This window comes from Natronorubrum halobium (genome assembly GCF_051351675.1).
Classification (GTDB): Archaea; Halobacteriota; Halobacteria; order Halobacteriales; family Natrialbaceae; genus Natronorubrum.
The window spans coordinates 4,418,533-4,444,622 of the sequence record NZ_CP195595.1; the positions used below are offsets into that span (position 1 = coordinate 4,418,533).

34 protein-coding genes and 1 tRNA gene are annotated in these 26,090 nt (G+C 65.5%); 10 read left to right on the forward strand and 25 right to left on the reverse strand.

The window, feature by feature from the left end; genetic code table 11:
* Positions 1–36: 36 nt before the first annotated feature.
* The 7 genes from ACSFC7_RS22040 to ACSFC7_RS22070 all read right to left on the reverse strand — a co-directional run bounded on the left by ACSFC7_RS22040 (position 37) and on the right by ACSFC7_RS22070 (position 5,795).
* Positions 37–549: a hypothetical protein gene (locus ACSFC7_RS22040; RefSeq protein WP_436344943.1), complete on the reverse strand. Its 513-nt coding sequence runs from the start codon at positions 547–549 to the stop codon at positions 37–39.
* A gap of 90 nt (positions 550–639) precedes the next feature.
* Positions 640–1,503: a cupredoxin domain-containing protein gene (locus ACSFC7_RS22045; RefSeq protein ID WP_436344945.1), complete on the reverse strand. Its 864-nt coding sequence runs from the start codon at positions 1,501–1,503 to the stop codon at positions 640–642.
* A 3-nt stretch (positions 1,504–1,506) separates the two neighbouring features.
* Positions 1,507–2,622 carry a hypothetical protein gene (locus tag ACSFC7_RS22050; protein ID WP_436344947.1) on the reverse strand — a complete coding sequence of 372 codons (1,116 nt, stop codon included), beginning with the start codon at positions 2,620–2,622 and terminating at the stop codon, positions 1,507–1,509.
* Positions 2,623–2,788: 166 nt separating this feature from the next.
* Positions 2,789–4,099, reverse strand: a complete 1,311-nt coding sequence (locus tag ACSFC7_RS22055; RefSeq protein ID WP_436344949.1) for a hypothetical protein — start codon at positions 4,097–4,099, stop codon at positions 2,789–2,791.
* A 155-nt stretch (positions 4,100–4,254) separates the two neighbouring features.
* Complete coding sequence (locus tag ACSFC7_RS22060; RefSeq protein ID WP_436344951.1) at positions 4,255–4,626, reverse strand: helix-turn-helix domain-containing protein; 372 nt, start codon at positions 4,624–4,626, stop codon at positions 4,255–4,257.
* Between the two features lie 78 nt (positions 4,627–4,704).
* The gene (locus ACSFC7_RS22065; RefSeq protein WP_436344953.1) at positions 4,705–4,989 is read right to left on the reverse strand and encodes a hypothetical protein; all 285 of its coding nucleotides are present in this window, start codon (positions 4,987–4,989) and stop codon (positions 4,705–4,707) included.
* A 74-nt stretch (positions 4,990–5,063) separates the two neighbouring features.
* A complete protein-coding gene (locus tag ACSFC7_RS22070) occupies positions 5,064–5,795 on the reverse strand; it encodes a fumarylacetoacetate hydrolase family protein (RefSeq protein WP_436344955.1) in 732 nt (243 codons plus the stop codon).
* A gap of 174 nt (positions 5,796–5,969) precedes the next feature.
* Between ACSFC7_RS22070 and ACSFC7_RS22075 the strand changes: the two genes are divergently transcribed.
* Positions 5,970–6,218, forward strand: coding sequence for a hypothetical protein (locus tag ACSFC7_RS22075; protein ID WP_436344956.1), 249 nt, complete (start codon positions 5,970–5,972; stop codon positions 6,216–6,218).
* A gap of 18 nt (positions 6,219–6,236) precedes the next feature.
* On the opposite strand, the gene ACSFC7_RS22080 is transcribed toward ACSFC7_RS22075, so the two are convergent.
* The 10 genes from ACSFC7_RS22080 to ACSFC7_RS22125 form a co-directional block, all read right to left on the reverse strand.
* Positions 6,237–7,283 carry an amidohydrolase family protein gene (locus ACSFC7_RS22080; protein WP_436344957.1) on the reverse strand — a complete coding sequence of 349 codons (1,047 nt, stop codon included), beginning with the start codon at positions 7,281–7,283 and terminating at the stop codon, positions 6,237–6,239.
* A gap of 379 nt (positions 7,284–7,662) precedes the next feature.
* Complete coding sequence (locus ACSFC7_RS22085; protein WP_436344958.1) at positions 7,663–7,878, reverse strand: hypothetical protein; 216 nt, start codon at positions 7,876–7,878, stop codon at positions 7,663–7,665.
* A 127-nt stretch (positions 7,879–8,005) separates the two neighbouring features.
* Positions 8,006–8,428 carry a hypothetical protein gene (locus ACSFC7_RS22090; RefSeq protein WP_436344959.1) on the reverse strand — a complete coding sequence of 141 codons (423 nt, stop codon included), beginning with the start codon at positions 8,426–8,428 and terminating at the stop codon, positions 8,006–8,008.
* Between the two features lie 113 nt (positions 8,429–8,541).
* Positions 8,542–9,291, reverse strand: a complete 750-nt coding sequence (locus ACSFC7_RS22095; protein WP_436344960.1) for an adenosylcobinamide amidohydrolase — start codon at positions 9,289–9,291, stop codon at positions 8,542–8,544.
* Positions 9,288–10,364: a threonine-phosphate decarboxylase CobD gene (gene cobD, locus ACSFC7_RS22100; RefSeq protein WP_436344961.1), complete on the reverse strand. Its 1,077-nt coding sequence runs from the start codon at positions 10,362–10,364 to the stop codon at positions 9,288–9,290. Before cobD ends, ACSFC7_RS22095 begins: the two co-directional genes overlap by 4 nt.
* On the reverse strand, positions 10,354–11,409 hold the full coding sequence (locus tag ACSFC7_RS22105; RefSeq protein WP_436344962.1) for a nicotinate-nucleotide--dimethylbenzimidazole phosphoribosyltransferase: 1,056 nt from the start codon (positions 11,407–11,409) through the stop codon (positions 10,354–10,356). Before ACSFC7_RS22105 ends, cobD begins: the two co-directional genes overlap by 11 nt.
* Position 11,410: 1 nt before the next feature.
* Positions 11,411–11,992 (reverse strand): NTP transferase domain-containing protein, encoded by a 582-nt coding sequence (locus ACSFC7_RS22110; RefSeq protein ID WP_436348017.1) that lies wholly within the window; start codon positions 11,990–11,992, stop codon positions 11,411–11,413.
* Positions 11,992–12,747 carry an adenosylcobinamide-GDP ribazoletransferase gene (cobS, locus tag ACSFC7_RS22115; protein ID WP_436344963.1) on the reverse strand — a complete coding sequence of 252 codons (756 nt, stop codon included), beginning with the start codon at positions 12,745–12,747 and terminating at the stop codon, positions 11,992–11,994. Before cobS ends, ACSFC7_RS22110 begins: the two co-directional genes overlap by 1 nt.
* Positions 12,744–13,850: a CobD/CbiB family cobalamin biosynthesis protein gene (locus ACSFC7_RS22120; RefSeq protein WP_436344964.1), complete on the reverse strand. Its 1,107-nt coding sequence runs from the start codon at positions 13,848–13,850 to the stop codon at positions 12,744–12,746. Before ACSFC7_RS22120 ends, cobS begins: the two co-directional genes overlap by 4 nt.
* An 85-nt stretch (positions 13,851–13,935) precedes the next feature.
* A complete protein-coding gene (locus ACSFC7_RS22125) occupies positions 13,936–14,574 on the reverse strand; it encodes an HAD family hydrolase (RefSeq protein ID WP_436344965.1) in 639 nt (212 codons plus the stop codon).
* A 121-nt stretch (positions 14,575–14,695) separates the two neighbouring features.
* Here ACSFC7_RS22125 and ACSFC7_RS22130 point away from each other — a divergent pair, with 121 nt between their 5' ends.
* On the forward strand, positions 14,696–15,193 hold the full coding sequence (locus ACSFC7_RS22130; RefSeq protein WP_436344966.1) for a helix-turn-helix transcriptional regulator: 498 nt from the start codon (positions 14,696–14,698) through the stop codon (positions 15,191–15,193).
* Between the two features lie 9 nt (positions 15,194–15,202).
* Here ACSFC7_RS22130 and ACSFC7_RS22135 read toward each other — a convergent pair whose 3' ends face one another.
* Positions 15,203–15,814 (reverse strand): translation initiation factor IF-2 subunit beta, encoded by a 612-nt coding sequence (locus tag ACSFC7_RS22135; protein WP_436344967.1) that lies wholly within the window; start codon positions 15,812–15,814, stop codon positions 15,203–15,205.
* Between the two features lie 91 nt (positions 15,815–15,905).
* Positions 15,906–16,292: a DUF5789 family protein gene (locus ACSFC7_RS22140; protein WP_436344968.1), complete on the reverse strand. Its 387-nt coding sequence runs from the start codon at positions 16,290–16,292 to the stop codon at positions 15,906–15,908.
* Between the two features lie 173 nt (positions 16,293–16,465).
* Here ACSFC7_RS22140 and ACSFC7_RS22145 point away from each other — a divergent pair, with 173 nt between their 5' ends.
* Positions 16,466–16,666, forward strand: a complete 201-nt coding sequence (locus ACSFC7_RS22145) for a hypothetical protein (RefSeq protein ID WP_436344970.1) — start codon at positions 16,466–16,468, stop codon at positions 16,664–16,666.
* 344 nt (positions 16,667–17,010) lie between these two features.
* Here ACSFC7_RS22145 and ACSFC7_RS22150 read toward each other — a convergent pair.
* Positions 17,011–17,084 (reverse strand) — tRNA-Tyr (locus ACSFC7_RS22150).
* Between the two features lie 128 nt (positions 17,085–17,212).
* Here ACSFC7_RS22150 and ACSFC7_RS22155 point away from each other — a divergent pair.
* The 5 genes from ACSFC7_RS22155 (at position 17,213) to ACSFC7_RS22175 (ending at position 20,938) form a co-directional block, all read left to right on the forward strand.
* Positions 17,213–17,893 carry a double zinc ribbon domain-containing protein gene (locus tag ACSFC7_RS22155; RefSeq protein ID WP_436344971.1) on the forward strand — a complete coding sequence of 227 codons (681 nt, stop codon included), beginning with the start codon at positions 17,213–17,215 and terminating at the stop codon, positions 17,891–17,893.
* Positions 17,894–18,088: 195 nt separating this feature from the next.
* On the forward strand, positions 18,089–18,268 hold the full coding sequence (locus tag ACSFC7_RS22160; protein ID WP_436344973.1) for a ribbon-helix-helix domain-containing protein: 180 nt from the start codon (positions 18,089–18,091) through the stop codon (positions 18,266–18,268).
* A 2-nt stretch (positions 18,269–18,270) separates the two neighbouring features.
* Complete coding sequence (gene ftsZ / locus ACSFC7_RS22165; protein ID WP_436344974.1) at positions 18,271–19,446, forward strand: cell division protein FtsZ; 1,176 nt, start codon at positions 18,271–18,273, stop codon at positions 19,444–19,446.
* Positions 19,447–19,626: 180 nt separating this feature from the next.
* Entirely contained in the window at positions 19,627–20,406 is a 780-nt protein-coding gene (locus ACSFC7_RS22170) for a nucleotidyltransferase family protein (RefSeq protein WP_436344976.1), read from the forward strand.
* Positions 20,407–20,503: 97 nt separating this feature from the next.
* The gene (locus ACSFC7_RS22175; RefSeq protein WP_436344978.1) at positions 20,504–20,938 is read left to right on the forward strand and encodes a hypothetical protein; all 435 of its coding nucleotides are present in this window, start codon (positions 20,504–20,506) and stop codon (positions 20,936–20,938) included.
* Between the two features lie 24 nt (positions 20,939–20,962).
* Here ACSFC7_RS22175 and ncsA read toward each other — a convergent pair whose 3' ends face one another.
* From ncsA to ACSFC7_RS22195, 4 genes are all read right to left on the reverse strand, one after another.
* Entirely contained in the window at positions 20,963–21,922 is a 960-nt protein-coding gene (gene ncsA / locus ACSFC7_RS22180) for a tRNA 2-thiolation protein NcsA (protein ID WP_436344980.1), read from the reverse strand.
* 80 nt (positions 21,923–22,002) lie between these two features.
* Complete coding sequence (locus ACSFC7_RS22185) at positions 22,003–22,281, reverse strand: twin-arginine translocation signal domain-containing protein (RefSeq protein ID WP_436344982.1); 279 nt, start codon at positions 22,279–22,281, stop codon at positions 22,003–22,005.
* A gap of 104 nt (positions 22,282–22,385) precedes the next feature.
* Positions 22,386–22,934, reverse strand: coding sequence for an NUDIX domain-containing protein (locus ACSFC7_RS22190; RefSeq protein ID WP_436344984.1), 549 nt, complete (start codon positions 22,932–22,934; stop codon positions 22,386–22,388).
* Between the two features lie 406 nt (positions 22,935–23,340).
* The gene (locus ACSFC7_RS22195) at positions 23,341–24,081 is read right to left on the reverse strand and encodes an alpha/beta fold hydrolase (RefSeq protein ID WP_436344986.1); all 741 of its coding nucleotides are present in this window, start codon (positions 24,079–24,081) and stop codon (positions 23,341–23,343) included.
* A 147-nt stretch (positions 24,082–24,228) separates the two neighbouring features.
* On the opposite strand from ACSFC7_RS22195, the gene ACSFC7_RS22200 reads away from it, so the two are divergent.
* Positions 24,229–24,888, forward strand: a complete 660-nt coding sequence (locus tag ACSFC7_RS22200; RefSeq protein WP_436344987.1) for a DUF7095 family protein — start codon at positions 24,229–24,231, stop codon at positions 24,886–24,888.
* 14 nt (positions 24,889–24,902) lie between these two features.
* Here the strand turns inward: ACSFC7_RS22200 and ACSFC7_RS22205 are convergent, their stop codons facing one another.
* A complete protein-coding gene (locus ACSFC7_RS22205; protein ID WP_436344988.1) occupies positions 24,903–25,274 on the reverse strand; it encodes a DUF7344 domain-containing protein in 372 nt (123 codons plus the stop codon).
* A 136-nt stretch (positions 25,275–25,410) separates the two neighbouring features.
* On the opposite strand from ACSFC7_RS22205, the gene ACSFC7_RS22210 reads away from it, so the two are divergent.
* A complete protein-coding gene (locus ACSFC7_RS22210; protein ID WP_436344990.1) occupies positions 25,411–26,082 on the forward strand; it encodes a helix-turn-helix domain-containing protein in 672 nt (223 codons plus the stop codon).
* Positions 26,083–26,090: the final 8 nt, after the last annotated feature.

Consider the following 26,090-nt stretch of genomic DNA (forward strand, 5'->3'; position numbering starts at 1 on the left):
ATCGGTACGTAGAGTACCACGTCGCCGGGGCCGATGCTACAGTTCTCGGTCCGAATCCGGGTTCTCGAGTTCCCACAGCACCTCCGGCAGGAACGCCTCGAGGTTGTCGACGACGCTCCGGTCGCTGACGTTCAGTCCCTCGCAGTGGTCGTGGGCCGAGTCCCGAATGTCGACGTGGAGGTCGCCGTCCTCGAGCCAGACGCCCAGCGGGAAGACCGAGCATCTGGTCGGCTTCCAGTCCTCCTCCAAGTGCAGCGAGCAGAGACCGTCCTCCCGGAGGAAGGCACAAGCACAGCCGTCCTCGTCGACGTGGTCGTCTCGGTCTTTCTCCTCGCGCGTGACGAACTTCTCGCCGCGAAAGTCGGTCGTGGTCTCCGCGAGGTTCGCCCGCTGGGCTAACTCGAGGAGGTCCCGGTCGTACAGGAGCACGCCGTGCTGGCAACACCAGGTACAGTCCTCGACGCACTCGAAGGTGAGGTCGGGATCGAACTCGACGACGACCTCTCGGTCGGGGTATACTTCGACGCGTCGCGTAGCGTCAGCGCTCACATCGGCTCGAAGGGGGTGCCAGCGGAAGTGCCTTTCTTCTCGACGGCTCGGTTCGGACCCGGACGGGTCGGCTGGCAGGGTCAGCGGGGATCACTCGATCTCGAGTGCGCCGTACATGAAACCCGCATGGGGTGAACAGTAGTACGGCTGGGTGCCAGTCTCGTCGGCGTCCCACTCGAAGCTGTCGCCCTCGCTCGAGAGCGTCTCGTCGAACTCGTCACCACCGCCGCTGCGGGTGTCGATCGAGTCGGTCGACGTGACGGTGTGGAAGACGCCGTCGGTGTTGACCCACTCGACCGTCGTTCCCGCGTCGATGCGGACGAACGCCGGATCGAAGACGAAGTTCGGTTCGTCCTCGGCGTCTCCCTTTCGAGTCTCGATCTGGATGCTGTCTTCGCCGGTCATATCGACGAACTCCTCGTCGATTTCGGTATCGTCGTTGACGTCGGTCGTGTCTTCGTCAGCGTCGTCTTCGTTCTTTTCTGGTTCCGCCGCATCGACGTCGCCGATCTCGATCGTCCCCTCCATGAACCCGGCGTGCGGTTCGCAGTAGTAGTGCTGAACCCCCTCGTCCTCGGGCGTCCACTCGAATTCGTCTCCGTCACTGCTGAGGGTCTCGCTGAACACTTCGCTCGGTGATTTCTCCTCGAGCGAGTCGGTCGCCGTAACGGTGTGGAAGACGCCGTCGGTGTTGACCCACCGAACGGTCGTGCCGGGTTCGATCTCGACGTGATCGGGGTCGAAGACGAAGTTCGGTTCGTCCTCGTCTTCCTCGCCCGCTCGGGTTATGATTTCGACGATACCCTCGTCGTCGTCTCCGTCTTCACCGTTCTCGTCGACGTCATCGGTCTCGACGTCGTCTTCCCCGAGACAGCCGGCAAGGGTCGCGGACAGGACGCTCCCGGTAGCGGCGACCGCAAGCAGTCGTCGACGGCTCAGACGTTCTCTGTCCATGAATTACTCGGGCGGTTCGGTGGGCATGAACTCGCGATCGATACCGACCTCGACCTCGCCCCACGGCATCTCGTGGTCGCGGGTCGCATGGTGGACGAGCCAGGCACCCCACTGTTCGGCGTCCTGCCCGCCATGACCGGCGTCCCAGCTGTCGGCCTCGTGCTTGTGGAAGTGGGTGAACTCCTCGTTCTGGCCTGCCGGGATGTCATCACCGGTGAACTGTCCGCGCTTCCCCATCCCGAAGTAGATGAGATTGTCGGCCTCCTCGGCGTTCGGTTCGTCGAAGTGGAGGAAGAGGAACGTTTCCGGGGACACCCACTTCCAGACGTGTGCTGGCGTGCCGTGCGGTGCGTCGTCCTGGCCTTCTGTCCAGTTGTCGTCGAATATTTCGAGGAGTGCATCGCGGTCCTCGTCCGAGATGTCGCCCTCACCGCCATCAGGTGCATCCCAACTGATGTCGTGACCCTCGCTACCCTCCTCGGGCGGCGTCGGCATGAAGCCGAAGTCGACCTGCGGCTCGATCGGTTCGTCGTGGAAGGGGTACTGAATCTCTCGGGTTGAAATGTGGGTCAGCCAGTAGCCCTCGTCGCCCGTTTCGCCGCCGTGAGAACCGTCCCAGCTGTCGCCGGTATGCTGGTGGAAGTGAGAGAACTCCTCGCTGGGCTGGCTCTCCTCGGTAAAGAGCCCCTTCTGTCCGATCGTGATGTAGTCGAGTTCGGTCGCCGCCTCCGGGTTCGGGTCGTCGAAGTGAAGCCCGATGAAGTTCTCGTCGCTAACCCACTTCCAGACGTGTCGCGGCGTGTAGGACCGGTCCTCGCCCTCGACTTCGTGTTGGGCCTCGCTCATTGGCTGATCGTCGAAGAGGTCGACGAGTGCGTGGATGTCGTCTCCGATAAGCGACTCGCCTTCGGGGGTGGGCTCGAGGCTCGCGAGTTCGGACTCCTCCCCGTTTGCATCGTCTTCGTCGCCGTTCATGGCGTCTGTTTCGTCGCCATTCTCGTCCGCGTCGTCCGCCGTTTCGTCGTCGCCAAGGCAGCCGGCGAGTGCGAGCGCGCCGCTCGCACCCAGCGCTTGCAGAAGCCGTCGTCGGTCGATCGATCGGAGTTGGTCGGTTGGCATACAGATGTACCCACGGCGGAACGGACGATGTCGGTATGCCGGTCGTGTGTGGGCATCGCACAGACCCGAAACGCATTATGGCAACGGCTACTCAGTCGGTCGTCGCTCACAATACCGTGCGAATCGAAGGAACTCTCGCGAAAAGTCTCCCCGCTGGAAGTCGATGTCACCCGCAGTAACAGTTGTCGTCCGGACAGTACGTCGGCTCCCGGTCGCCGAACTCGAGACCCAGCGAAGCAAGCGAGCCACGGAGCTGCTGACTGGTGCTCGTCTCCGGACGAATCATGCCGCCGACGGCACCCGTCGGCGACTCGCCGGCGTCGATCGTCGTCACAACCTCGCGCTGGGCGTGGTCGATGACCGCCACGTGGTTTGCCGTCTGGACGGGGACGTACAGTTTCTCCCGGTGTGGGCCCCACGCACCCGAGAGCGCACTGCCGCCGATGTCGAGTTCCCGGTCGACGGCCCGGTCCTCGAGATCGACGACCGTCACGCTGTCCGCGTCGGGCGTGAACACGTATCCCGCCTCGCTGTTCGGATCGATCTCGCTCGTAAGCGGCATCGCCGGGAGCCCGTCGTCCCGCGTGATTCGGTCGAGTTCTTCGGGTTCGTCGGGCGTGGAAATGTCCCAGATGCTCTCGGACCCCTCTCGGGGAACGTCGGGATCGGAGCCGAGGGTGCCTTCGCCGTTTTCGACCAGCAACAGGTCACCGGCAACGGAGGCCGTACACATGAACGGCAGGACGTTCCCCTCACCGACGGGGTCGCCGACATCGATCTCGGCTGCGGTCTCGAACGGATCGACGCTGATGACGCGTAGCGTCTCGGCGGCGATGTCCGCGACGTACGCGTACTCGCCGGTGGGCTCGAGCGTCACGTCACACGGGCCGGTGTAGCCGGTCCGAATCTCGTCGGTTACCTCGCCGAAGGTTTCGCTGTCGCGGTCGGCGTCGACGCGAGCGATCACGTGGTCGTCGGGGTCGTCCGGATTGGGATCGATCGTCGTCGTCCCGCCGGCAGCCACGATCAGGTGGTCCTCGTTCGGCGTCAGATTAGGGTAGTTCGGCTCGAAACCGGTCTCGACGTGGGCGAGTTCCTCGAGCGTGTGCGCATCGAGTGCCCTGACGCCGCCGCTGACGTTGAGCCAGAGGGTGTCGTACGTCGAATCCGCGCCGGTCCCGTACTGGTTGGCCGGAAACGACGCCGTGGTATCGACGTGGACGGTCTCGACCGCCTCGTCGCTCTCGGCGTCGATGACGGTTGCCGTTCGATCGCCGGTGTTGAACGCGTAGACGGTCGGAACCCGCTCGCTACTCTCACTGTCACCGAGACAGCCGGCCAGGGCGGTGGTCGCACCGACGGCGACCGACGATCGCATGAGGCGCCGTCGATCGATCCCGGCGGCGAACGGGTTTCGTCGGTCCGGGGTACTCGAGCGGTCGTCGGTCGTCTCCGTGTGATTTCGGGATGGATCCATGCGAAATTGTATCGGCGTCAGCTATCGGGCGAAAGCGGCTACTCCGCGGTCGCAGTTGCTAGACCTAGCGCACCAGTCCGACAAAAGTAGCGTCCCGTCTGGCACGGCGCACACACAACCGATCGACTCCGCCGGCTGATTCACGGGCAGAACCCTCACGGACCGAACTCGTCGATCCGCCCGTGTACCGTCTCCGCCCACTCGTCGACCGCCTCGTGCATGGATTGCTGTGCGTCCGGCACGGGCACGGCGAAATACTGATAGACGTAGCCGCCGCCCTCGAGGAGTCGGCGTTCTCGCTCCACCAGCCCCGTTTCGCACAGGGTCGATAGCGAGCGATTCACGTTGCTCCTGTCGCGCTCGAGGGCGTCCGCGAGTTCGGCGACCGTACTCCCCTGTAACTCGAGTAACCGAAAGTAGGTGCGCGTTTCGTGGGGCTGGATCCCGAAGACGCACTCCATTATCCGCTCGAACTCCGGGTTGTCGACGAGCATTAGCCCTTCCATGCCCTGATCGGGATCGGTCATCAGATACTAGAGAGACGGCAGGACGGAACCTATACATTGTGGACGCCTCGCGCCGCGATCAGTTCGGCAGACGGCACCTCACTCGCTGACGGACGACGCCGTTTCTTCTTCGGGCCCGTCAGCGGAGTCCGCTCTGGCGAGTCGATACCGCTCGAGACACCGTTGCATCTCCTCCTCGCTCTCGAACGTGAGCAGTTTCATCGGCGTGTCACAGTAGTACGTCCCGCCCTGGCGACGGAGTGCCATCTTCAGCGTCTTCCCGAGGATCTCGACTTCGATGATCACGCGGTTCCCGTTCCCGAGTTCCCGAAGGACCTCTCCCGAAGTGAGGTCCTTTCGGCTGATGTAGATGGTCTCGGTCATTGACTGACTCAACGGGCCACAGCCGTAATAAGGCACACGTACGGAGTCGACGAGCTCGGAGACAACTGGCTGTGTTAGCTATCGTGGGACGCAGGATCCACGACCGTATTCCGAAGCGTACCGACACCGTCGTAGGTAATTTCGACGGTATCACCGGGCTCGACCAGTCCGGGATTAGCGGGACTGCCGAAGGCGACTACGTCGCCGGGACGGAAGGTGAATCGGCGGGAGAGGAAGGCGACGATCTCGTGGGGGTCGAACAGCATCAGTTCGGTGTTGGCTTCCTGCCGACGCTCGCCGGCGACGTCGGTCCACATGTCGATTCCCGTCGGATCGACCGCGGTTTCGATCCACGGGCCGAGCGGGCCGGAGCCGTCGAACGCTTTCCGAGCCGTGCGCCCGGCCTGATCGAGCGCGTCCATATCGTTCATGATCGTGTAGCCGCGGACGACGTCCGGCACCTCGTCCGCCGAGAGGTTGCGGCAGGGTTCGTCGATGACCGCCGCGAGTTCGCCGGCGTAGGTGAGTTCGTCCGTAAAGCCGGGATAGGGAATCGGATCCCGATGGCCCAGTAGCGACGCCGGTGGTTTGATGAAAAAGTCGGGTTCCTCGGGTCGTTCGTACGCCATCTGATCGAGCGTCGCCGCGTAGTTCCGACCGACGCAGTACAGCGCCGACGGCTCGCAGGGCGGCAGGAACGTCCCGTCGGCACCGACTTCGTAGACGCCGTCGTCACCGTGGACGACGCCGTCCTCGTACTGGCCGCTGATCGGTCCGTCTTCCGTCGCGATCCGCGCGAGTTTCATTATCTACGGTCTCGAGTCCAGAACGGTAGTGGTATCGATTCGATCGGAGATCGGTTCGAAGCCGTCCGCTTCAGTCGAATCCGGTCCGCCCATCCCGTCGTCGATCACGTTGGCTCACGAACACAGGCACATGTAGGTCCGACGTATACCCCGTCCCTTGGCGAACGTGTAGGTATGTGCGCTAACCTCACAGTAGACGACGAGGAGAAGCCGGTCGTCAACACGAACGGAAAGGAAATCGGCGTCATCGACGAGGTCGGTGCGGGGGTCGCGTACGTCGAACCCGGACCGGAGATGAGCGAGTCGATCAAGTCGCGGCTGCATCGAGACCGGGACATCGCCGGCGGCATGGAGCGCTATCAACTCGACGAGGACCACATCGACGAGATCACGGCGGACGAAATCCAACTGCAGCGATTCTGAGCGGACCGCGCCTGACTCTCACCGGAGCAACCCCTCGAGGTTCCGGTACCGGATATTCGCCCACGCGTCCGCGGGAAGTTCGAATCGGTCGAACAGTCCCAACTGTGGCACTGCCTGCTCCGGAGCGAGGAAGTCCGTTCCGAACACCAGCCGTTCGTGGTGTTCCTCGAGGAACCCCTGCGCGTACTCCGCGTCGCGCGTGAGCGCGTTCCAGCCCGAACCGGCCGAGACGTCGCCGTAGATGTTATCGTAAGCGGACAACAGTTCGGGGACGCGCCCGCCGGGTTCGATCGGCCCCGCCGGATAGTCACCGCGGTCTTCCCGGCGTACGTCCGCGGAGATGTGCGCCCACCACGCGTGGGCGTGTGCGACGAAGTCGACCGACGGGAACGAGGCCAGCACGTCCTCGAGTCGCGGCAGCCCGACCTCGTCCTCCATCGCCTTGTCGTCGGTGTGAAAGAGGATCGGGAGCCCGTGGTCGGCACACGACTCGTAGAGCGTCTCGAGTCGCGGATCGTCGATCGGCAGCCCGGCCTTGAGCTCCCCGAAGCCGCGCGCGCCGCGATCGACGTATCGCTCGAGCAGATCGGTCACGGCCCCGAACTCCTCCTCGTAGACCAGCGTTCGAGGATCGATCGAACAGAATGGGATCAACCGGTCCGGATAGGCCTCGACCTGCTCGAGAACCCACCAGCTCGGCGCCTGCACGGGGTAGGCCTCGGGCGACTCGAGGGCGTGAACGACCGCCTGATCGACGCCGGTGTCGTCCATCCGCGAGACCAGTTCGTCGGCGTGCAGCGGATCCATATCGAGCGTTTCCTCGGGAATCACGTGCGTATGCGCGTCGACCAGTGGCAGGTCCGCGAGGGGATCGTCCTGCCTCGCTTCGACACGAGCAGTCATCTCGCCGTTGCCGTCCGTGTCGCGGTCCATAGCCCCTGCCGACGACGCTCCCATCCCAACGATACCGGCGGTGCCGACGAGACCGGCGACGCCCTCGAGAACTCGTCGTCGCGTCGTCGGACCGCGGGAGTGTATCGACTCTCGGTCCCGAGCGTCGGTCATGCGAACTTCTCCCACGATCCCGGTGAAAACGATACGGGTGACCGGTCACGAGCACGACCGGTCCGCGATACTGACGGAGGCCGAGAGTGCCCGTCGGGCGCGGACGGTGTCTGCATCTGACGACTGCGACGACTACCGCTCTCGTCACCGACCCACTACAGCGCCAACCCGAGAGGGGAAGCGATACCGATGCTCGCGACGGTCAAAACGCAGCATTTCAGTTCAGTCGAGAACCGAACTGACAGGGACTATACGCGGTCGAGCCGGACGCGAAATACGCTTCCCGGAACCCCTCTGCGTGGCTCCGGTCCGGAACCCGGCGCCGATAGCCGCTCGTCCCCGATCCTCGCGGCTCCCCCGGAGCGGTCGGCCGATTCGCTCAGTCCTCGAGGACGAGGTAGGTCCGCGCGCCGCGGTGCTCGAGCGAGACGTAGTCGGTGTCGACGTTCGACTCGACGAACTCCTCGATGCCGGCGGCGTGCAGGTCGGTGACGTCGATGCGGCGTCGCCCCGGTTCCGGCTCGAGTGTGGTCGCTGCGCCGGTGCGGTCGGTCTGCTCGGTTCGGTCCTCACTCCGGTCGACGATCAGTGCCATACTGGTCAATGAGACGGATAGTACGTTAATCCGATCCACCCGGAGTGAAAGTGAAAGTGCAGGACAGCGCGCGTGTGACGGAAAAATTCGGGAACGTCGCCGAGAGCGGGGCTCGGCTCGCGTCGCGCTAGCCGATCCGTTTGACGTCGACGGAATGCGGGCCGTCGTCGGTCTCGAGCGTGACTGCGTCGACGATCGCGTCGCGCGCTCGTGCCTGCCACTCTTCGACTGCCTCGGCGTGTTGCTTTCGGACGTGGTCGGTCTCCGCCGGAACGACGTCCTCGAGTTCGGTCTCGAGCGTGGGGTAGTCGTCGAGGACGTCGCGCTCGATGACGTCCGCTGGAGGGACGTGGACGGCACCGGTCAGTTCGGTGTCGTCGAGACGATAGACGTGGATGCGTGCCCGCATCCGGCCGTGAAACGGCGGCGTCACGCGGAGTACGGCCTCGCCCGGATTCTCCTGGGTATACGCGTAGGCGTCGGCGGCGTCCGCCGGCGAGAGCGCGAGCGAACGGATCGCCGTCGGATCGTCGTCTTCGTCCCCGGCCATTGTCGGAATGTTCGCCTCGAGACGGGTTAACGTTTCGAGCCGATGGGGATCAGCCAGTGAGAGACCAACGGGAGAGCGTTGCTCTGTCGAGCGTCGCGAACGCTTCGCGTAGCTCAACGCGTCGGTCGAAAAACGGCCGCCCTGGCGTCGGTCGAGACGCCGTGGGTCGCGTCCCCGATCGAGTCGGGGAGGGTCTCGTCGCGATCCTCGTAGTGTGCCCGAAGCGAGGCGGAGACGGCGTCCCGAACGCAGGCGCGCGTCGCCGCGCCGACGTCGGTCCCGCTACCGGAGAACTCGACGCGCTCGCCCGTCGGATCGTGGCCGACGACGACCGCGTCCGTCGTCGTGCCGGGAAACCCGGTCTCGGCGAGCAACGTCGCCGTCTTCGCCTCCGCGGCGACGGCGATCAGGTTCGCCAGCGCGCCGGGTGCGAGCGCCCGCGTCGTCCCGACGATCACGTTGACCGTTCCGCGGCCCGGCCGGGTGCTCGAGTTCGAACCGGAACCGTCGACGTTCGACTGTCCGTCCGGATCCACGGGTAACGCGGCTGGATTCGAGATGCCGGCGGTCGCGTAGGCCGTCACGGGACCGTACTGTGCCCCGCGGGCATCCGCCTGATCGACCCCCGTGAGCAGAACCGGGGCGTCGCCGGCGTGAGGAAATTCGGCCCGCTCGAGGCGCTCGTCGACGTACGCCCCGAGATCCGTCCGCCCCCACCCCTCCGGAACCGAGACGTTGTACGCGGAGTCGGCAGTCGTTCGACCGCCGTTCCAGCCGGTCGAGAGCCACTCAGTTCCGGGCCGACGCACTCGGAGGACGCCGTCCCGACGGATCGCACCGTACGCTGGATCGAAATCGGTCATTCGGACGTTCTCTGCTCGCTGGACTCGTCGAAGCGGTGGCTGTCGGCCTCGTACACCCCGAGCGCCGAGAGCAGTCGGTCGTTCCGTTCGCGATCCTTGACGGCGACGCGGACGTGCGAGTCGAGACCGCGGAAGGTCGTCGCGTCGCGAATCGCGACGCCGTGCTCGCGGGCCGACGCGATCACGCTGTCGACATCGCGGTCGCCGACGTCACACAGCAGGTACGGTGCGTCCGACGGCGCAGCGTCGAACCGTCGCTCGAGCGCCTCCCGCATCCGCTCACGCTCGCGTTCGACGCGCTCGCGCGTTTCGCGGACGAACGCGTCCCGGCGCAGACAGTGCGCACCGACGCGTGCGGCCGGCGTGCCGAGCGACCACGCGCGACGGGCCGTCTCAAGCGCGTCGCGCCGCTCGCCAGTCGCAATCGCGAACCCGGCCCGCAGCCCCGGCAGCCCGAACAGTTTGGTCAGCGAACGGGCGACGATCACGCGCTCGGTCTCGAGTCGGGCCGCCGATGGCAACTCCGTGAAGCCGAGAAACGCCTCGTCGACCAACAGCGTCGTTCCCGCCGCTCCACAGCGGGCCGCAAACGCCGCCAGCGCGTCCGGATCGGCCGCTTCGCCGGTGGGGTTGTTCGGCGTGCAGACCACCGCGAGCTGACAGTCCTCGAGGAGTCCGTCCTCGACTGCCAGTAGCTCGTCGTGCGGAACGAACCGGGGCGACGCACCCTGAAGCCGCACTTCGCGTGCGTACTCGCCGAAACTCGGGGAGGGAATCAGAACTTCGTCGCCGGGCTCGAGGGAGCACTCCATCGCCAGCCGAATCGCGGCCAGTCCGCCGGGCGTGGGGATCACTCGCTCCGGCTCGCAGTCGACGAACTCGGCCGCAGCGGTCCGGAAGTCGGGATAGTCGTCGTCCGGGTATCGACGGGACGCCTCGAGCGCCCCTTCGAACACCCGCTCGACGCCGTCGGGCGTGTACGGGTTGGTGTTGGCCGAGAAGTCGAGGACGTCCCGGTCGGGCTCGCCGCCGTGGGGGACTCGGTCCCCGGTTCGTATCGACTCAGGGTGCACGATCAGCCTCCGAATTCGAATTCGCGGGTTCGTCGGCGTACCCGTCGCCCGCTTCGTCGCCGCGATCGATCCCGAGGCGGGCACAGACCGCCTCGAACCGGTTCAGGACCGCGGGCATCTCCTCCTCAGGGACGAGCGAGAGCGCGCCGCCCATCGCGACGCCCTCTTTCGCCTCGCCGGCGCAGTAGCGCTGCATGGAGACGTGATCGCGCGCGTCGAAGCCGGGATCGGTCACGGTCAACTCGCAGTTCAGCCGATAGCAGGCCTCGCCGAGCCGGTCGCCCTGCTCGCTCTCGACGAACGAGGTGGTCGCGATCGAGAACGGGGCGTCGACGTCGGCGTGGCGTAAGACGGTCGCGACGGCCACCATCTGGGTGCCGCCGGCGAGGGTGACGTCGATACCCGACTCGAGCGCGCCGGCGGCGATCCCGGCGACGGTCGCCTGCACGGGGTCGCCGACGGCACGGATCGCCTCGAGCGGGCGGCCGTCGAAGCTCCCGGCCGCGGCGTCACTCGCTGCGAGCGCCTCGTCAACGACCCGGCGTTTGCGCTCGATGGGATTCTTCGGCAGCGAGGAGGAGACGCCGGCCGGCTCGCCGAGGGCGGTGAGAACTGCGAGGGCGGTCGTCGTCCCGCCGGGGACCGTCTCGCCGATCACGAGTTCGTCGTCGGGCAGATTCGCGCCGTAGGCATGGCCGCGGTCGAAGATTGCCTTCGCGTCGGGAACCGCGACGGGGTCGCGGATATCCGCTCCCGGCTCGACACCGAGATCGACGGTGGGTGCCCCGGTCGCCTGTGCGAGGCCGGCGTCGACGACCGAGACGTCGAAGCCGATCACCTCGCGAACGGCTCGCGTCACCGCGGCTGGCGTCGGACAGCCGCTCGGACTCACCGGCGTGACGGGGGCCATCGTCGGCTCGCCGTACTCGAGGATCTCGACGTCCGCGGAGGGCGTGTGTTCCATCAGCTCCGGGGCGGCCCCGGCAGCGCTGATGCCGTCGATCAGCGCCGTCTCGGTCGTGCCGGCGGGGAGGATCACGCGCATCTTATCTTCCCTCCGTGTCGGCGCGCCGTAGTTCGTTCGCCGCGATGCGGGCGTCTTCGGGTCGGTTCACGTTGATCGCGAGTCGTGGGTCGTAGTGTATGTCAGTCATGGTCTGAGAATCGGTCGCGTCGCCGACGACGTTGACCCCGGTCGGCGCGAGGTGGGTTTCGGGCTCGAACATCGAATCGACGCTCACGCCGAGCCGGCGTTTGAGCGCGACGGGGACGCAGACGGTCCGCGAGGCGTCGCGCTCGCCGTGGGTAGTGCAGATTCGGTCGATAACGGGGGCCTCGAGCAACGGCAGGTCCGCGGCGACGGTCAGCACCGGGGTCGATATGGCGGGCCGCTCGAGGAGGGTCAGCAGGTCGGCCACGTAGCCGTCGCCGGCCGTCTCGACGGTGATCACGCCGTCGACGAGGTGGGCGCGGGTATCCGGCGCGTTCGGCGAGGTGGCGGCGTAGATCGCGTCCACGCCGCTCGCCTCGAGAGCCGTCAACACGCGGTCGACCATCGCCACGCCGTCGACCGGGTGGAGCGGCTTTTCGTGGGCGCTCTCGAGGCGAGTGCCCTTCCCGCCGCACATCACAACAGCGTCCACGCGATCACCCCCGCGTGAACGCCGGCGATACGTCCGATTTCGTTCGCTGCGCCGAAGACGTCACCGTTGATACCGCCGAGGTGGCGGTTCGCCCAGTACCAGGGGAGGACGATGCCGGCGACGGCCCCCGAGAGCGCGACCGCAGCGACCGGGTGAGGCCAGGAGAGGGCGGCGGCCGGCAGGGCGACGACCGCTGGTGTGACGAACGAGTTGGGCGTAGCCCCGCTGGTGAACTGCCGTCCCATGCCGTCGTGGCTCGCGCGACCGAAACAGGCCATCGCCGCCATCCCGAGTTTCGTCCCGACTTCGGCGGCAATTGCGACGCTGATCGCGACGAAGACGGGGAGTCCGGCGAGTCCGAGGCCGCCCAGTGCGAGCCCCGCGACGGTGAGCGCCACCGCGAGCACCGCGCCAACGCCCGTCGTCGTATCCTTCAGGACCTCGCGGCGGCGGTCGACGTCGCCGTGGACGACGAGGGCATCGCCGAGGTCTGCCACGCCGTCGAGGTGGTGGATCCCCATCACGGCGTAGACCGCGAGCAGATAGCCGAACGCGACGGTCGGCGCGGCCAGCGTCTCGGTCGCCAGCAACGGGATCGCCGCGATAGCGCCCGCAACGAGCCCGACGATCGGGAACGCCGCGGGTCGGGTGCGAAAGGCCTCCCAGTCGCCGTCGCGGTAGCCGACGGGAAGCCGCGTCAGGAACCCGAGCGCGCCCCGGACGGCGGCCAGCCAACTCATCGACTCACCTCCCAGCGCCACGCAAACGGCTCGAAACCGCCGTCAGCAGCCGCCTCGAGAACCGCGGTGGTGGCCGACGGTACCGCCTGAGTTCCCTCGAGCGTCGTCACAACAGTCGCGACCCCTGCGGCGAGAGCGATAGCGAGGAGCACCGAGACGACGGCAGCCAACCCAACTACGGAAACGGCTCGCTCGCCGTCGTCGACGGTCGGTAGCTCGTCGGCGGTGTTCAGATCGTAAACGTCCGGCTTAGTGAGTCGAACCGAGAGTACGCAGGCGAGCGTCGCCATCGGCCACCCGGAGTTCGGTGATGGTGGATCGCGCGCCCACTCGCGTGCGCGATACAGCGCGAGGGGATCGGCTCCGGCAGCGGCGATCGTGACCGCCGCGATTCGGGCGGGGAGCCACATCACGAGGTCGTCGAGTCGCGCGCTCCCGGTTCCGTGGGGTTTCGACGGATAACCGAGCATCGAATCCAGCGTGTTGACGCCCTTGACCCACGCCGCGGCCGCCGCCGCCGCCGGCAGCGAAATCGGGGCGAGCAGGGCGAACGGAAGCAGCGTTGCGACCAAGCCGTCTGCAAGGTTCTCACCGGCGCTCTCGACGGCCGCGCTGCGGATTTCGGCGGGCGAAAGGGTCGAGGTGTCACGGCCGGCGAGGCCGCGGACCCGCTCGCGGGCCGTCTCGAGGCCGTCGTCGGTGTCGGCAGTCCTCCCGTCGGTGCTGGTCGCATCGCTCCCGTCGGGACGGAACTCGTCACCGACGTCGGTCGCTGCCACGACGGTCTCGGTCAACTCGAGCAGCGAGCGCAGGCTGGTCGTCAGGAAGAGCACGAGGCCGGCGACGATCGCACCCGCGAGCGGAGAGCCCACACTCGCCAGGAGAACGATGCTACCCGCGGCGACGGCCGGAATCAGCGGTGCGAACAGTGCGATGGCGACGCCAGCCAGTCGCTGGCCGCTCTCGCTGTCGGCCCACTCCCTGTCGAGCGTGCCGACCAGACGGCCGAACCACGCCACCGGATGGAACGCGTTCGGCGGCTCACCGATCAATAAATCGAGGCTGAACGCTAATCCGACCAGCGCGATCGTCGTCAGTATCACGTTTGGCCCTCCGATGGGTCGTCGCAGACGCCCTCGTCGGCGAGGCGGTCCACGCTACTCACACCCTCTACGTCCCGCCGTTCGGTCATGACTCCTGTGACTCCGCGCGCGCGTCCAATTCGGCCGGAATCGTCTCGAGCGGGTGCTCCTCGAGCAACAGCGCCGTCCCGCCGACCGCCTCGACGCCGCCGTCGGTCCGGGAATCGTCGCCGACGTGGACGAGTCGGGCCGGGTCGACGTCGAGCTGGGCGGCGGTGAGTTCGAAGATCTCGGCGGCGGGTTTGCGCCAGCCGCAGCCGACGCTCGTCACGACGGCGTCGAACTCGTCCCGATCGAACGCCGACCGGACGAGCGTCCGACCGACTAGCTCCGGAACGCTGCAGTTCGAGCAGATCGCGACGGGACCCCGCTCACTGGCGGCGTCGACGGCCGCTCTGGCACCGTCCCTGGTCTCGACGTCGGGGTCGAACGCGGCGACGACCGCCCGCCGGGCGGCGTTTCGCTCGTAGCTGACGTCGCGGCTCGCGAGCGCACGCGAGACGTGAGCCGGCAGCGGCACCTCCGCACCCTCGGGCGCGTCGATATGTGGCTCGGCGTAGGCGTCGGCCCAGTCCGCGGGTACGTCGACGTCTCGCTTCTCGAGTTCGGTCGCGACGGCTGCGGCCGGATCGGTCGGTCTGTCGGCGGTTACGAGCGTCCCGAAGAGGTCGAACGATACTCCCACGTACGTGTGACTACCACAAGCTGTCTTTAATTTCGCGGTCCGCGACGTGCCGTGTTGCCGTCGACTATTGGATGGTTTTGTGAATATCCCTATCACGTCCCGGTGGCCTGAGTCAGCCACGATGACTCATCGACGACCACCCGCTACCCCGCTGGCCGACAGAGCCCGCCGCATCGTTCAGTGGGGACTCGAAACAATCGGATCGCTGAGCCCGACGGTCGAGACGGGAGACCGCACTGGACGGACCGGCGACGGCGAATCCGCACCCGACATTCGTCACCGGTCGGCCGAACGGTCGACGTCGAGCGACGTCACCGATCCCGTTACGGGACCCACGAGTCGCAGCGAAATCCTCGAGTACGGCCTCTCGCCTGCAGAGTACGTTCGTGCCGTGGCCACCGAACACGGTGGCCGAGTCAAACAGTGCCGGTTCGTCGACGAGTACGGCTGGTCGTCGTCGACGATCAGCCGACTCCTCTCGGATCTCGAGGATCACGGCGCGATCGAACGCTACCGAATCGGCCACGAAAAAGTCGTCCAGCTCCCCGAGGCGGGCGCCGTCGCTCGGGAAGCGAGCGGACCCCGCAAAACCCATCGACGACCGGCCGAAATCGAATAGCCTGCGCGATCAGGCGAGTCGAGAGAACGCGAGGTTGCCGGAGATGTTCTTGATGTAGATTTCGACGACGTCGCCCTCCTCGGCGCCGGGAACGAAGATGGTGTACTTGCCTTTCTCGGCGACACCGTCGCCCTTGCGGCCGGTGCCGGTGATCTCGACGGTGTAGGTCTGGCCCTCCTCGACGGCGTCGGCCTGCTGTTGCTGCTGGCTGCTCGTCGAGCGCTTGGTGACGGGGCGGAACGCACCGCAGGCGTCACAGCGCAGCATCGGCGTGCGGTCCTCGCGGACGAGACGGGTGTCCGGCAGGCCACACTCCGAACAGAGCACGTACTCGTCGACGTAGGCCTCGACGGCCGCGTTGAAGTCCTGCTCGGAGAACGTCCCGTTGTACCGGCCGCGGCCCTCCTCGAACTTGCCGCTCGTCCCCATCTCTCGCTGGATGAACCGGTGCAGGTGTTCGTCCTCGCGCGAGAGTACGTCCGCGATCTCGCCGAGGTTCGTAAACCGCGTAAACGCACCGTCTTTCTGAATCGTCGCGTCCGGAATCTGTAGTCGCTGTTCGTCGCCGCCGATGTCCGGAACATCGTCCATCGCTCGGTCGAGACTCGCTTCGTAATCCATACTCGAGAACAGACGACGCTGACGTAAATCGGTTCTGCTATCACGATCGGGGGCGGGCGTGGCGTCTCTCGAACCCCCGTAACTCATCCGCTCAGAGCGAGTCGCTGCCGCTCTCGCTGATCGATCCCTGACTCTCCTCGTCCAGACTGGTGAGATCGCGTTCGGTATTGGCTTCGTTCGGACTCCCCGCCTGGCCGGTGATCTCTCCGTAGACCGCTTCCCGAACCTCCTCCGGACTGTCGTACTGTTCGCCGGCCAGTCGGTCGAAGACGCTCCCCAGCGACTCCGTCTCGTTGGGCATATCGATCGGTTCGCTTCCGTACTCCGAAGCGATCTCTTCGCTCGTGATCGGATACTCGAGTTCGCCGAGGTGGCGCTCGACGTCCTCGAGGATCGACTCCGTCTCGTCGGCCCGCTCGGACTTTCGTTGCTCGGCGCGATCCTGTGCACGGTCGCGGCTGGGGCCGTCGTCGCTCATACGCGGTGATACCCCTGGCCGACGGAAAAGCGACCGGCCAGCGATCGCCTGTGTCCGACCATCCGGATTCGGTCCCATCGAGAGCTGTTGTTACAGCAGTCGTAACAGTGCTGTTGTCCCTTGGATCCTCGAAGTAGATTCTTATCGGCGGTCTCGAGAATCAACACCACGAGATGGCCCACGGCGACGAGAACCGGCGGAGTATCGCGATGTGTGATGAATGTGGCGCCCTGTATGCAGCACTCGAGATCGGGGAGGACGATTTCCGGCCCATCGGCCGACGCGACGGCTGTCAGTGTGGGAGTTTGGAGTTCACACCCGTCGACGAATCGGTCTCGGATCTCTCGGTCGACGACGACGCGACCGACGAGTGACTCGGTGTCGGGGAGCCGACGGGAGTACGCTGTAAGACGAGTGTCTCACAGTGGCACTACTGGGGTCGTGGCTCGAGGTTCGATTCTCTCCGGACGGCCGTTTAGAAGTCAGTTCTCCCCGATTTGAACACTGTGAGACGTGCTCGCTTCGCTGCGCACGACTCACAAGCTCGAATCGGCTCGGGATAGATTCTCGTGAACTCGTTCGGTGAGCGGAGCGAACCCGACGGGTTCACGAGAAGTTCCCCTCCCCGATTTGAACAGATGCCAGACGGTCGCGCTCACTTCGTTCGCGCGCTGCGACTGGCGTGTTCAAATCGTGTCGGTCGGATTTTCAGAGAAAATCCGCCCTCCCCGATTTGAACGGGGGACAAGTCGATCTACAGTCGACTGCTCTACCAGTCTGAGCTAAGGGCGGTCGCATCTCAACGTAGCCGCTCTGGATAACATAAGGGTTGTTATTCTCGGCGACGGGAGAGGTATGACGATCAGTGAATAGAAGAATGATTGATATACCTAGAGTCACAATACCGGGTGTATATCGATATGAGCAAGATCACGTTCCGCGCCGACGATGATCTCGTCGACCAACTCGAGCGCCTCGACGTGTCGAAGAGCGAAGCGATGCGTGAGGCGCTTCGAGCGTACCTCGCGGCCGACGGTCCGACCGGAGCCGACCGAGGAGCGGGACGTGCGTCGATGGGGTCTACGGAACCCGAACGGGCCGGCGCCATCGATGACCTCATTCGAAGTCGCGTCGACGAACTGCTCGCGGACCGACTCCACGAGTACGGACTCGATGCCAGTAAACAGCGAGCCTCACACGCACACGGGTCACACACGCGCAGAGACCGTGCCGGTGACGTCACCATCACCGTCTCGCTCGAGGACGACCGACGGGTTCCGGAGCGGTCGACGCGAGTCGACGAGCGGACACAGACGGATGCACACACACGCGTAGATGATCACGACGGAGCGGCCGAGAGGGACACCCGTGACGGCGCCGACGGTCCGCAGTCACTCGACGACGACCCGACCGGCGAGTGTGAGCAGTGTGGAGAGCACGTCGACGACGAACACGTCTACTGTCCGAACTGTGGAGAGAAGACCTCGCGACGACTGTTCTGTGACTGCGGCGACGAAATTCGGTCGGATTGGGCCTTCTGTCCGGGCTGTGGCCGTCGAACCCCAGCCGCAGACGTACTCGGTCGTGACAGTCCTACTTAACGACCCGTGTAAGACACAGAAAGTCGCGCCCGACGAAAGATTTATTGTCTATGCCAGTATTTCACTTATTCGCGTAAGACGGTCGTCTTACAACGGTCGGCGAATGCCGGAAAACGCCCGATGTCGGGCGGATCCGTGTAAGACACGCCGCGTCTGACAGGGGCGCGCGCCGTCTTACCCCAAGGGAATACAACTATGGAGCGTGTGACACTGCGAATTCCGAAACAGCAGATCGATGAGGTAGAGCAGCTGGTCGACTCGGGCGAGTTCCCGAACCGGAGCGAGGCGATCCGGTCAGCCGTTCGAGAGATGATCAACGAACAACAGGACGCGCCGAGCGAACAGTCCGGCAAACGCAACTGGGCCAAGGTGTAACGATGCAGGATATCGTACAAGATGCCCTCGAAAATGCCGAACAGGAGTCCCGGGAGATGGAAGACATGGACGACGACGAGTTCGGCGATCCGCGGATCGTCATCGTCGGCTGTGGCGGTGCCGGTAACAACACCATCAACCGGCTGTACAACATCGGCGTCGACGGTGCTGACACCGTGGCGATCAACACGGACAAACAGCACCTCAAGATGATCGAGGCCGACACGAAGATCCTGGTCGGCAAGTCGCTCACGAACGGACTCGGCGCCGGCGGTGACCCCTCGATGGGCGAACGCGCGACCGAGATGGCCCAGGGCACGATCAAGGAGGTCCTCGGGGATGCAGACCTCGTGTTCGTGACCGCAGGCATGGGTGGCGGGACCGGTACCGGTGCCGCCCCCGTCGTCTCCGAGATCGCCAAAGAGCAGGGAGCGATCGTCGTCGGGATGGTCTCGACGCCGTTCAACGTCGAGCGCGCCCGCACGGTCAAGGCCGAGGAAGGCCTCGAGAAACTGCGCGAGCAGGCCGACTCGATCATCGTGCTCGACAACAACCGACTGCTCGATTACGTCCCGAACCTCCCGATCGGCAAGGCGTTCTCGGTGATGGACCAGATCATCGCGGAAACCGTCAAGGGAATCTCGGAGACGATCACCCAGCCCTCGCTGATCAACCTGGACTACGCGGACATGTCCACGATCATGAACCAGGGCGGCGTCGCCGTCATGCTGGTCGGTGAGACCCAGGACAAGAACAAGACCGACGAGGTCGTCAAGGATGCGATGAACCACCCGCTGCTCGACGTCGACTACCGCGGTGCCTCGGGTGGCCTCGTCCACATCACCGGCGGTCCCGACCTCACCCTCAAAGAGGCAGAAGGAATCGCAGACAACATCACCGAGCGCCTCGAGGCCTCGGCGAACGTGATCTGGGGCGCCCGGATCCAGGAGAACTACAAGGGCAAGGTCCGCGTCATGGCGATCATGACCGGCGTCCAGAGCGCTCAGGTGCTCGGTCCGACGACGCAGAAGCAGGCCGACAAGTCGCGACAGAGCATCGAAGGCGTGAAGGATACCGACTTCGACGCCAGCAAGAACGTCGACAACGGATTCAACGCCCACAGTGACGGTGGCCGCGAGGAACTCGACAAGCAGAACGGCGTCGACGTCATCCGGTAATCGGACCAAACGACACACCACTGCAGTCACGGCAGACGACCGACGGTACGCGACACACCACTTGACACACCACCTGCGTGCCGTTCGACGGTCGTTTTCGCCGTTCGCGACGTATCCTACGGGAACTCGAGTCCGATAGTCACAACACTCGGTACCGTGTACTATCCCGCCGAGCAGCCGATGCACGCACTCGTCTTCGCCGCCGGCCGAGGTACCCGTTTACGGCCGTATACGGACCGAACGCCGAAACCGCTCCTCGAGATCGCTGGCGAACCGATGCTCGTCCGGACGCTGCGATCGGTCGTCGACGCCGGGGTCGACGAAATCGTCATCGTCGTCGGCTATCGAGCGACCGACGTGATCGACACTGTCGGCACCTCGATCGACGGTGTCCCGATCGGATACGCCTCACAGGACGTTCGTCAGGGGCTCGCCCACGCCGTCTGTACGGCGTTCGAGGACGGATACGAGCTCGCGAGTCCCGGCGAGATCGACCGGAGTAACGACGGCTCGACCGACGTCGTGACGGTCAACGGTGACAACGTGTTCGATAGCGACTGTGACCTCTCGAAATTGGTCGACCGCCATCGCGAACCCGACGTCGACGGAACGCTCCTGCTCGATCGCGTCGCGAGAAACGAGGCCGAGACGACGGCTCGCTGCGTCCTCGCCGAGGACGGAACGGTACGATCGCTCGAGTCGTCGATCGGTGAGCCCGAACCGGGGTATATCGCCGGTGGGGTCCAGACCCACGACGCTCGGACGTTGTTCGAGGCGTGTCGCGCGGTCGAACGAGGCGACAGCGGGGAGTACGAACTCGCGGACGCCCTCGAGAGGCTGATCGCCGACGGCAGGCGGTACGTCGGCGTCGAACTCGAGGGCTGGCACCTGAACGTCAACACGCCGGCGGACCTCGAGCGAGCGCGTCGGTATTTCGGTGCGGACGATTCGACCCGGTAGCGACCGCCAGCGGCATCGACCGGTCGATCGTGCGGTCGGTGATCGGGAACCTGTTCGTTCGGAACTGTTTAATGGGAGTCAGCAGACACTATTCGATATGTCCCTCCGTACCGCCCTCCAGGTCGTCGGGCTCCTCGCCGCTGGCTACCTCCTGATCGTGGTGCTCCTCGCGATGGGGCCGATCGGACTGTTCGTTTTCGGACCGCTGCTCGTGATCGGCGCCGTACAGGTGTATCGAAACCGAACCCGGCGGGGCGGCTCCGAATCCGTATCCGAGAGCCCGAGCTATTGCCGACACTGCGGCGCAGCGATCGATGTCGACGCCTTCGACGACGAGCGGGAGGCCGACGGGCCGTGGGAGGTCCGCTACTGCCCGGACTGCGGTGCGCCGCTCGAGCCCGAAACGAAAACCGACCGCGGAGCCGACACCGTCGAAACCGGGTCCGCGGGTCGCACGAAGAACTGTCCCGACTGCGGCGCACCGAACGAACCGGATCGAACGACGTGTACACACTGCGATGCCGAGTTGTGACGGCTACCCGGTCGCAGTTCCGAATCAGACGAGCGACTCGAGCAGCGAGCACTTCCGACAGACCTCGCGGGTCGTCGTCGAGCCGCACTCGACACACTCCTGCAGATTGGCGCCGTCCTCGCCGCTGAACTCGTCGGACACGATGCTGGCCAACTCCTCGTAGCCCGAGAGAATCGAGTGGCGGGTGCCGGGATGGTTCTCCTCTAACCCGTAGAGCAACCGCTGAATCTCGCCGCGGTAGGCCTCGCTCGAGTGGGGGCACTCCGTGATGTGGGCCGGGAGGTCGTTGACGTGCGCGTAGAGGGCGACTTCCTTCTCCGGGACGTCGCGCAGGGGCTTCGCCCGCGGGACGAACTCCTCCTGTTCGTCGCGTTCGGAGAGGGGGCCGAGGCTGGCGTCGAAGTGTTTCGCCATCTGTTCGACGTCGCCCTCGAGGAAGTTCATCAGCGCCGTCTGGGCCTCGTCGTCGAGATTGTGCCCCGTCAGCAGGAGGTCCGCCTCGAGTTCGTCGGCGTAGTTCGACAGTAAATCTCGGCGGAAGACCCCACAATACGCGCAGGCGGCCATGTTCTCGGGGTCGTCCTCGACGACGTCGTCCATCCGAACCCCGAACTCCTCCTCGTAGCTGACGACCTCGTGGCGGATTCCGAGCTCGTCGGTCAGTTCGACGCAGGCCTCGAGGCTCTTGTCCCGGTAGCCCTCGATCCCCTCGTGAATCGTCAGTCCGACGAGTTCGATGCGGGGGTCCTCCGCGAACGTCTCGTGGAGGATCTCGGTGAGGACGACGCTGTCTTTCCCCCCGGAGAGGCCGATCACCCACGTCAGGGGATCCTCGGGCGTCACACCGTGGGGAACGAGGTCGTCCCGTCGGACCCGTCGGCGAACCCGCTTTTCGACCGACTCCCGGAAGTGATCCGTACAGAGGTGTGCCCCGGAGTAGGCGGCGTGCATGATCGCCTCCTCGTCACACCGGTTACAGTCCATTAGCGGTCCGTTGACGGGCTGTGCCCATCACGGTTTCGTCTGCGCGAGGTGAGGAGAACGCCAGTCGTCCCGTGACGTCGTTACATCCAGTCGGGAGCGAGGTGGTCCGCAGTCGCGACGAAGCGGGGGTAGACACGCTCGAGGTCGCCGTCAGACCGCCACTGCGTCACCGGGTAGTTCGTGATTCTGCCGTCGGCGTCCCGGGTTGGACGGACGTCGTGGGGGTCCGTTTCCGTCGATTCGTCGAGACATCCGGCAAACGCCGTAGCGACCGTTCCCGCTCCGGCGACCTCGAGAAACTGCCGTCGATCGGATCGTTCCCCAGCCGGTCTCCATCGGTCGTGTTCGTCGGTACCCATTACCGACTTCAGTTCTGTCACGATGCCATAACCGTTCGAGCGGCTATCACGTCGGGTGGCGGGATCCGTCCGGTCTCGAACGGCTGCCCGGTCCCCGCGTGCCGTCACTCGAAGAAGAGCCGGGTTCCCGGCGGCTCCACCGCTTCGTCCGGGAGTTCGTCGACCCACCGGACGGTGTCCGCGGTGGGCTCGTCGGACCGGCGCGCGGGCGACGAGCCGGCCGCGGTGTCGTCAGTCGCGGGCGATGCACTGAAGACGACGAACGTACGCGTCGCCACCCGGTCCGTCTCCACCGACCGCGCCTCGTACTGCCACATCCCTTCGACGGTCTCGAGGGTGATCGGGAAGCCGGCCTGCGATTCGACCCACTGTCGTGCGGCGTCGACGTAATCCTCATCGGGGCCGACGGACGCCGTGGGTACTTTCAGTTCACAGTCTGCAGTCACTCGTAACAGCAACACGTCGCCGTCGTCGTTCGTGACGCCGACGACGGCCATGTCGTCGAGACCGGCCAGCGTGTCGACTGTCGCGTCGTCGACGGAATCGGCTTCGTCGTAAACCGGAACGTCGGAACGGTCGCGCAGGGACTCGTGGTCGATAATCGGGTCGACGGAAGCGGGTGCTGTCGGCTCGTCTGCGGGTGTTGAAGTCATGGATATCGTTGTCACTCGGCGGCTCTGCGCTACGGCGCGGCGGCCGTGTTGCGGTCGGTTCCGCGGTCGATCGAATAGGTACTGTCGGTCGCGAGTGTCACTGCCGGAGCTGGCGGCTCGAACGCCAGTACTGCTACTGTGTCTGAAGTTAGGATAAAACCACCGTTTTCATTTCAACGGAATGCCACGTGTTCGAGTATGACGATGTACGACAGATCGCCGTCGACCGGCTACCGACTCATCGACGAGTTCGGCGGTGTCCTGCAGAGTGGCGAAGCAAGGCTCGTCGAACCGAGTTCGACGGTGGCTTCGGCTGGCTCGCACGCCCCGACGAGACCGGGTTGCGAGCGAGTTACGCGCTCTGAAAACGGCGAACGACGGCACGTACAGCACCGACTCGAGCGTCTCAGGCCGGAACCGGCTCTTCCTCGTCCGCCTCGTCCTCGTCGTCTTCGACGGCGTCGGCGCCGTCCTCGAGCGCGGCGAGTAGCGTATCGACGTGACGGTCGCGGCTCGCGGAGGAGAACAGTTCGTGGCCGCCGTCGTAGAGGACGACGTGTCTGGCGGGGACGCGCTCGCCGATCGGGCGCAGGCTGACGACGGGGTCGCGCAGTGAGCAGAAGACGACCGCGTCGTGGTCGATCGTCAGCAGTTCTTCCTGTGCGCGCCGCGTCTCCCGGACGAACGCCGGCGACACCCAGTTCGGCGTCGTCGCGATCTGGTGGTCGGTCGCCAGTTCGCCGAGAGCCTGCCGGTCCATCTCGCCGGTCGGAAGACACGGAAGCGTCGTCGGCAGTTTCGAGGCCGCATCCAAGAGCAGCTCCGAGTACTCCGCTCCGTACCCCCACCACGGACTCAGGTAGACGTGGTTCTCCGCCCCGTCGAGCGCCTGTGCGACGAGCGCGCCCGCGCTGTGGCCCAGCAGCTGGTACTCGTCGAGATCGACGACGTACTCGGCGATCGGCTCGAGCCAGTCGGCTTTGAAGTCGTCGATGTTGGTGGGGAGCTCGAACGCGTGAACGCGGTAGCCGGCCTCGGTGAGCGTCCCGATGAGCCAGCTGACGTTCTCGTGGGTCCAGCGGTTCCCCCAGCCCATGACGAAGACGAGTTCGTCGTCGCCGTCCTCGTTGAAGATGCGGTGTCTCATAGCGTCGTGTTCGCCGGGAACTGATAAAAAAGGTACTCTCCTGACACGTGTGTGACGGGTGAACACGATCGTCGTCGACGCCCTCGAAGCGGCCGTCCGGGAACCGTCGAAGAAACCGTTTTGCGACTCGAGCCCCGAATCCCGGTAATGAGTGGATTTGACCGCCGCGACGCGGTCGACCGGCTCGAGCGACTCGTCGACACCGTCGAGGAGGAACGCATGCCCGTGCCGGTTCGAGAGGTCTGGGCCTTCGGCGACGTCGCGCTCGGACTCGATCCGGTCGAGCGTCTCGATGTGTACCTGACGAAGGACATCCTGATGCGAGACGATAGCGCCGCCGGCGATCCGGACGCGGCGTTCGCCGTCGAGGGCGTCGGCAAGTCCGTCCGGGCCGACTGGGCCGCCGACCATCCGGAGTACCTCCGGGCGAACGCGAACGGCCACGCCGCCCCCGAGAAGTGTCTCGCCGCCCACCTGCTGGGCGATGCCAGTCAGGAGGAACCGATCCACTTCGAGGTCTGTAACGCGCCCTTCGAGGACAACGTCACGCAGCGCCTCCGCGGCGCGGCGATGCGTGAAGACTACACTCAACTGCTCGATCCCCGCGGCGTCTGTCTCTGGGCCGACGGCACCCGAAGCGAGGAAGCGTTCCGGAAACTTCGCGAGAGCGAGCTGGCGCTGCCGACGCTCTCGAGCGCCCTCGAGATGCTCGGGATGGACGAGGACGCGGCCGCGGACGCGGCCCGGGAACTGCACGCCTGGCGCGAGGAACAGGACGGCGTGACGGTTCGCGGCGACGTGGTCTGAGCCGGTTGCTGTCGTTATCGGTCAGTCACAGACTCTCCGTCCTGCAGATCTACTACCGTCGCGTGAACGGCCTCGAGGCGGTCCGCGACCGCGGATCGATCGACGCGGACGACCTCGTCTCGTCGATCGTACTCGATCAGCCCGGTATCGGCCAGCTTCGGCAGGTGGACGTGGCGGAGTTCCGTCGCGAGGTTCCGTCGTTCGAGGTCTCGGTCGGCCGTGTCCGGCGCTCGGTCGGCGATGTAGTCGACGAGCGTCCCCGGCGTGACGGTGTCGGCCTCCGTCCGCATCACGTACCGACAGAGGGCCCGTCGACTCGGATTGCGCAGTACGTCGAACGATGTATCGATCCGCGAAGGGTCCGCATCCACGTCGCTATGTGTCATCAGGTATCACTGGTTGATACCACCGGATAGCTCCGACGCGTAAGTATTCACGTCCTTTATGTGTGGGCGTCAACTGTACCGAGAGAGAAGACGGGACCACGGAAACCGTCCCGTGCGTCATCCATCGAAACCCGCTATGCAACTGGCCACGCTCCTGGTCGACTACCCGATTCTCCGCGAGGCGCTATCGCGCGCTCCCGGCGTCACCGTCAGGTGGGAACGGTCCACGCTCACCGAAGCCGGCGAGCACCAGCTACTCGTCTGGGTCGACGGCGGTGACGACGACCTCGAGGCGTTCGACGACAGCCTCGAGGCCGATCCGACCGTCCGGCCGCCGACTCGAACCGTCGCGTTCGACGACCGCCGCCTCTACCAGTTCGCGTTGACCGACGAGGGCCGCCGCGCGAGCGTCCATCCGCTCGTGATCGAAGAGGGCGGGATCTTACACGAGGTGACTGCCACATACGAGGGGTGGACCATTCGCGTCGCGTTCCCGACCGACGGGTCGCTCGAGCGGTGTTATGCCTTCTTCGTGGATCGGGGACTGACCGTCGAGGTCCGGCAGTTGTACGACAACAGCGAGACCGCCGGCGGACCGATCTCTCACCCGCGGTACGGGGTGACGGAACGACAGCGCGAGGCGCTCGTGGCCGCCGTCGACGCCGGCTACCTCGACATTCCGCGGTCGTGCTCGCTCGCCGAACTCGGCGACCGACTCGGCATCTCGCCGAACGCGACGTCCGAGCGCTTCCGCCGCGGGGTGACGACCCTCGTCGAGAACACCGTGTATTCGGACGACGAATCGTAGTACGCGGC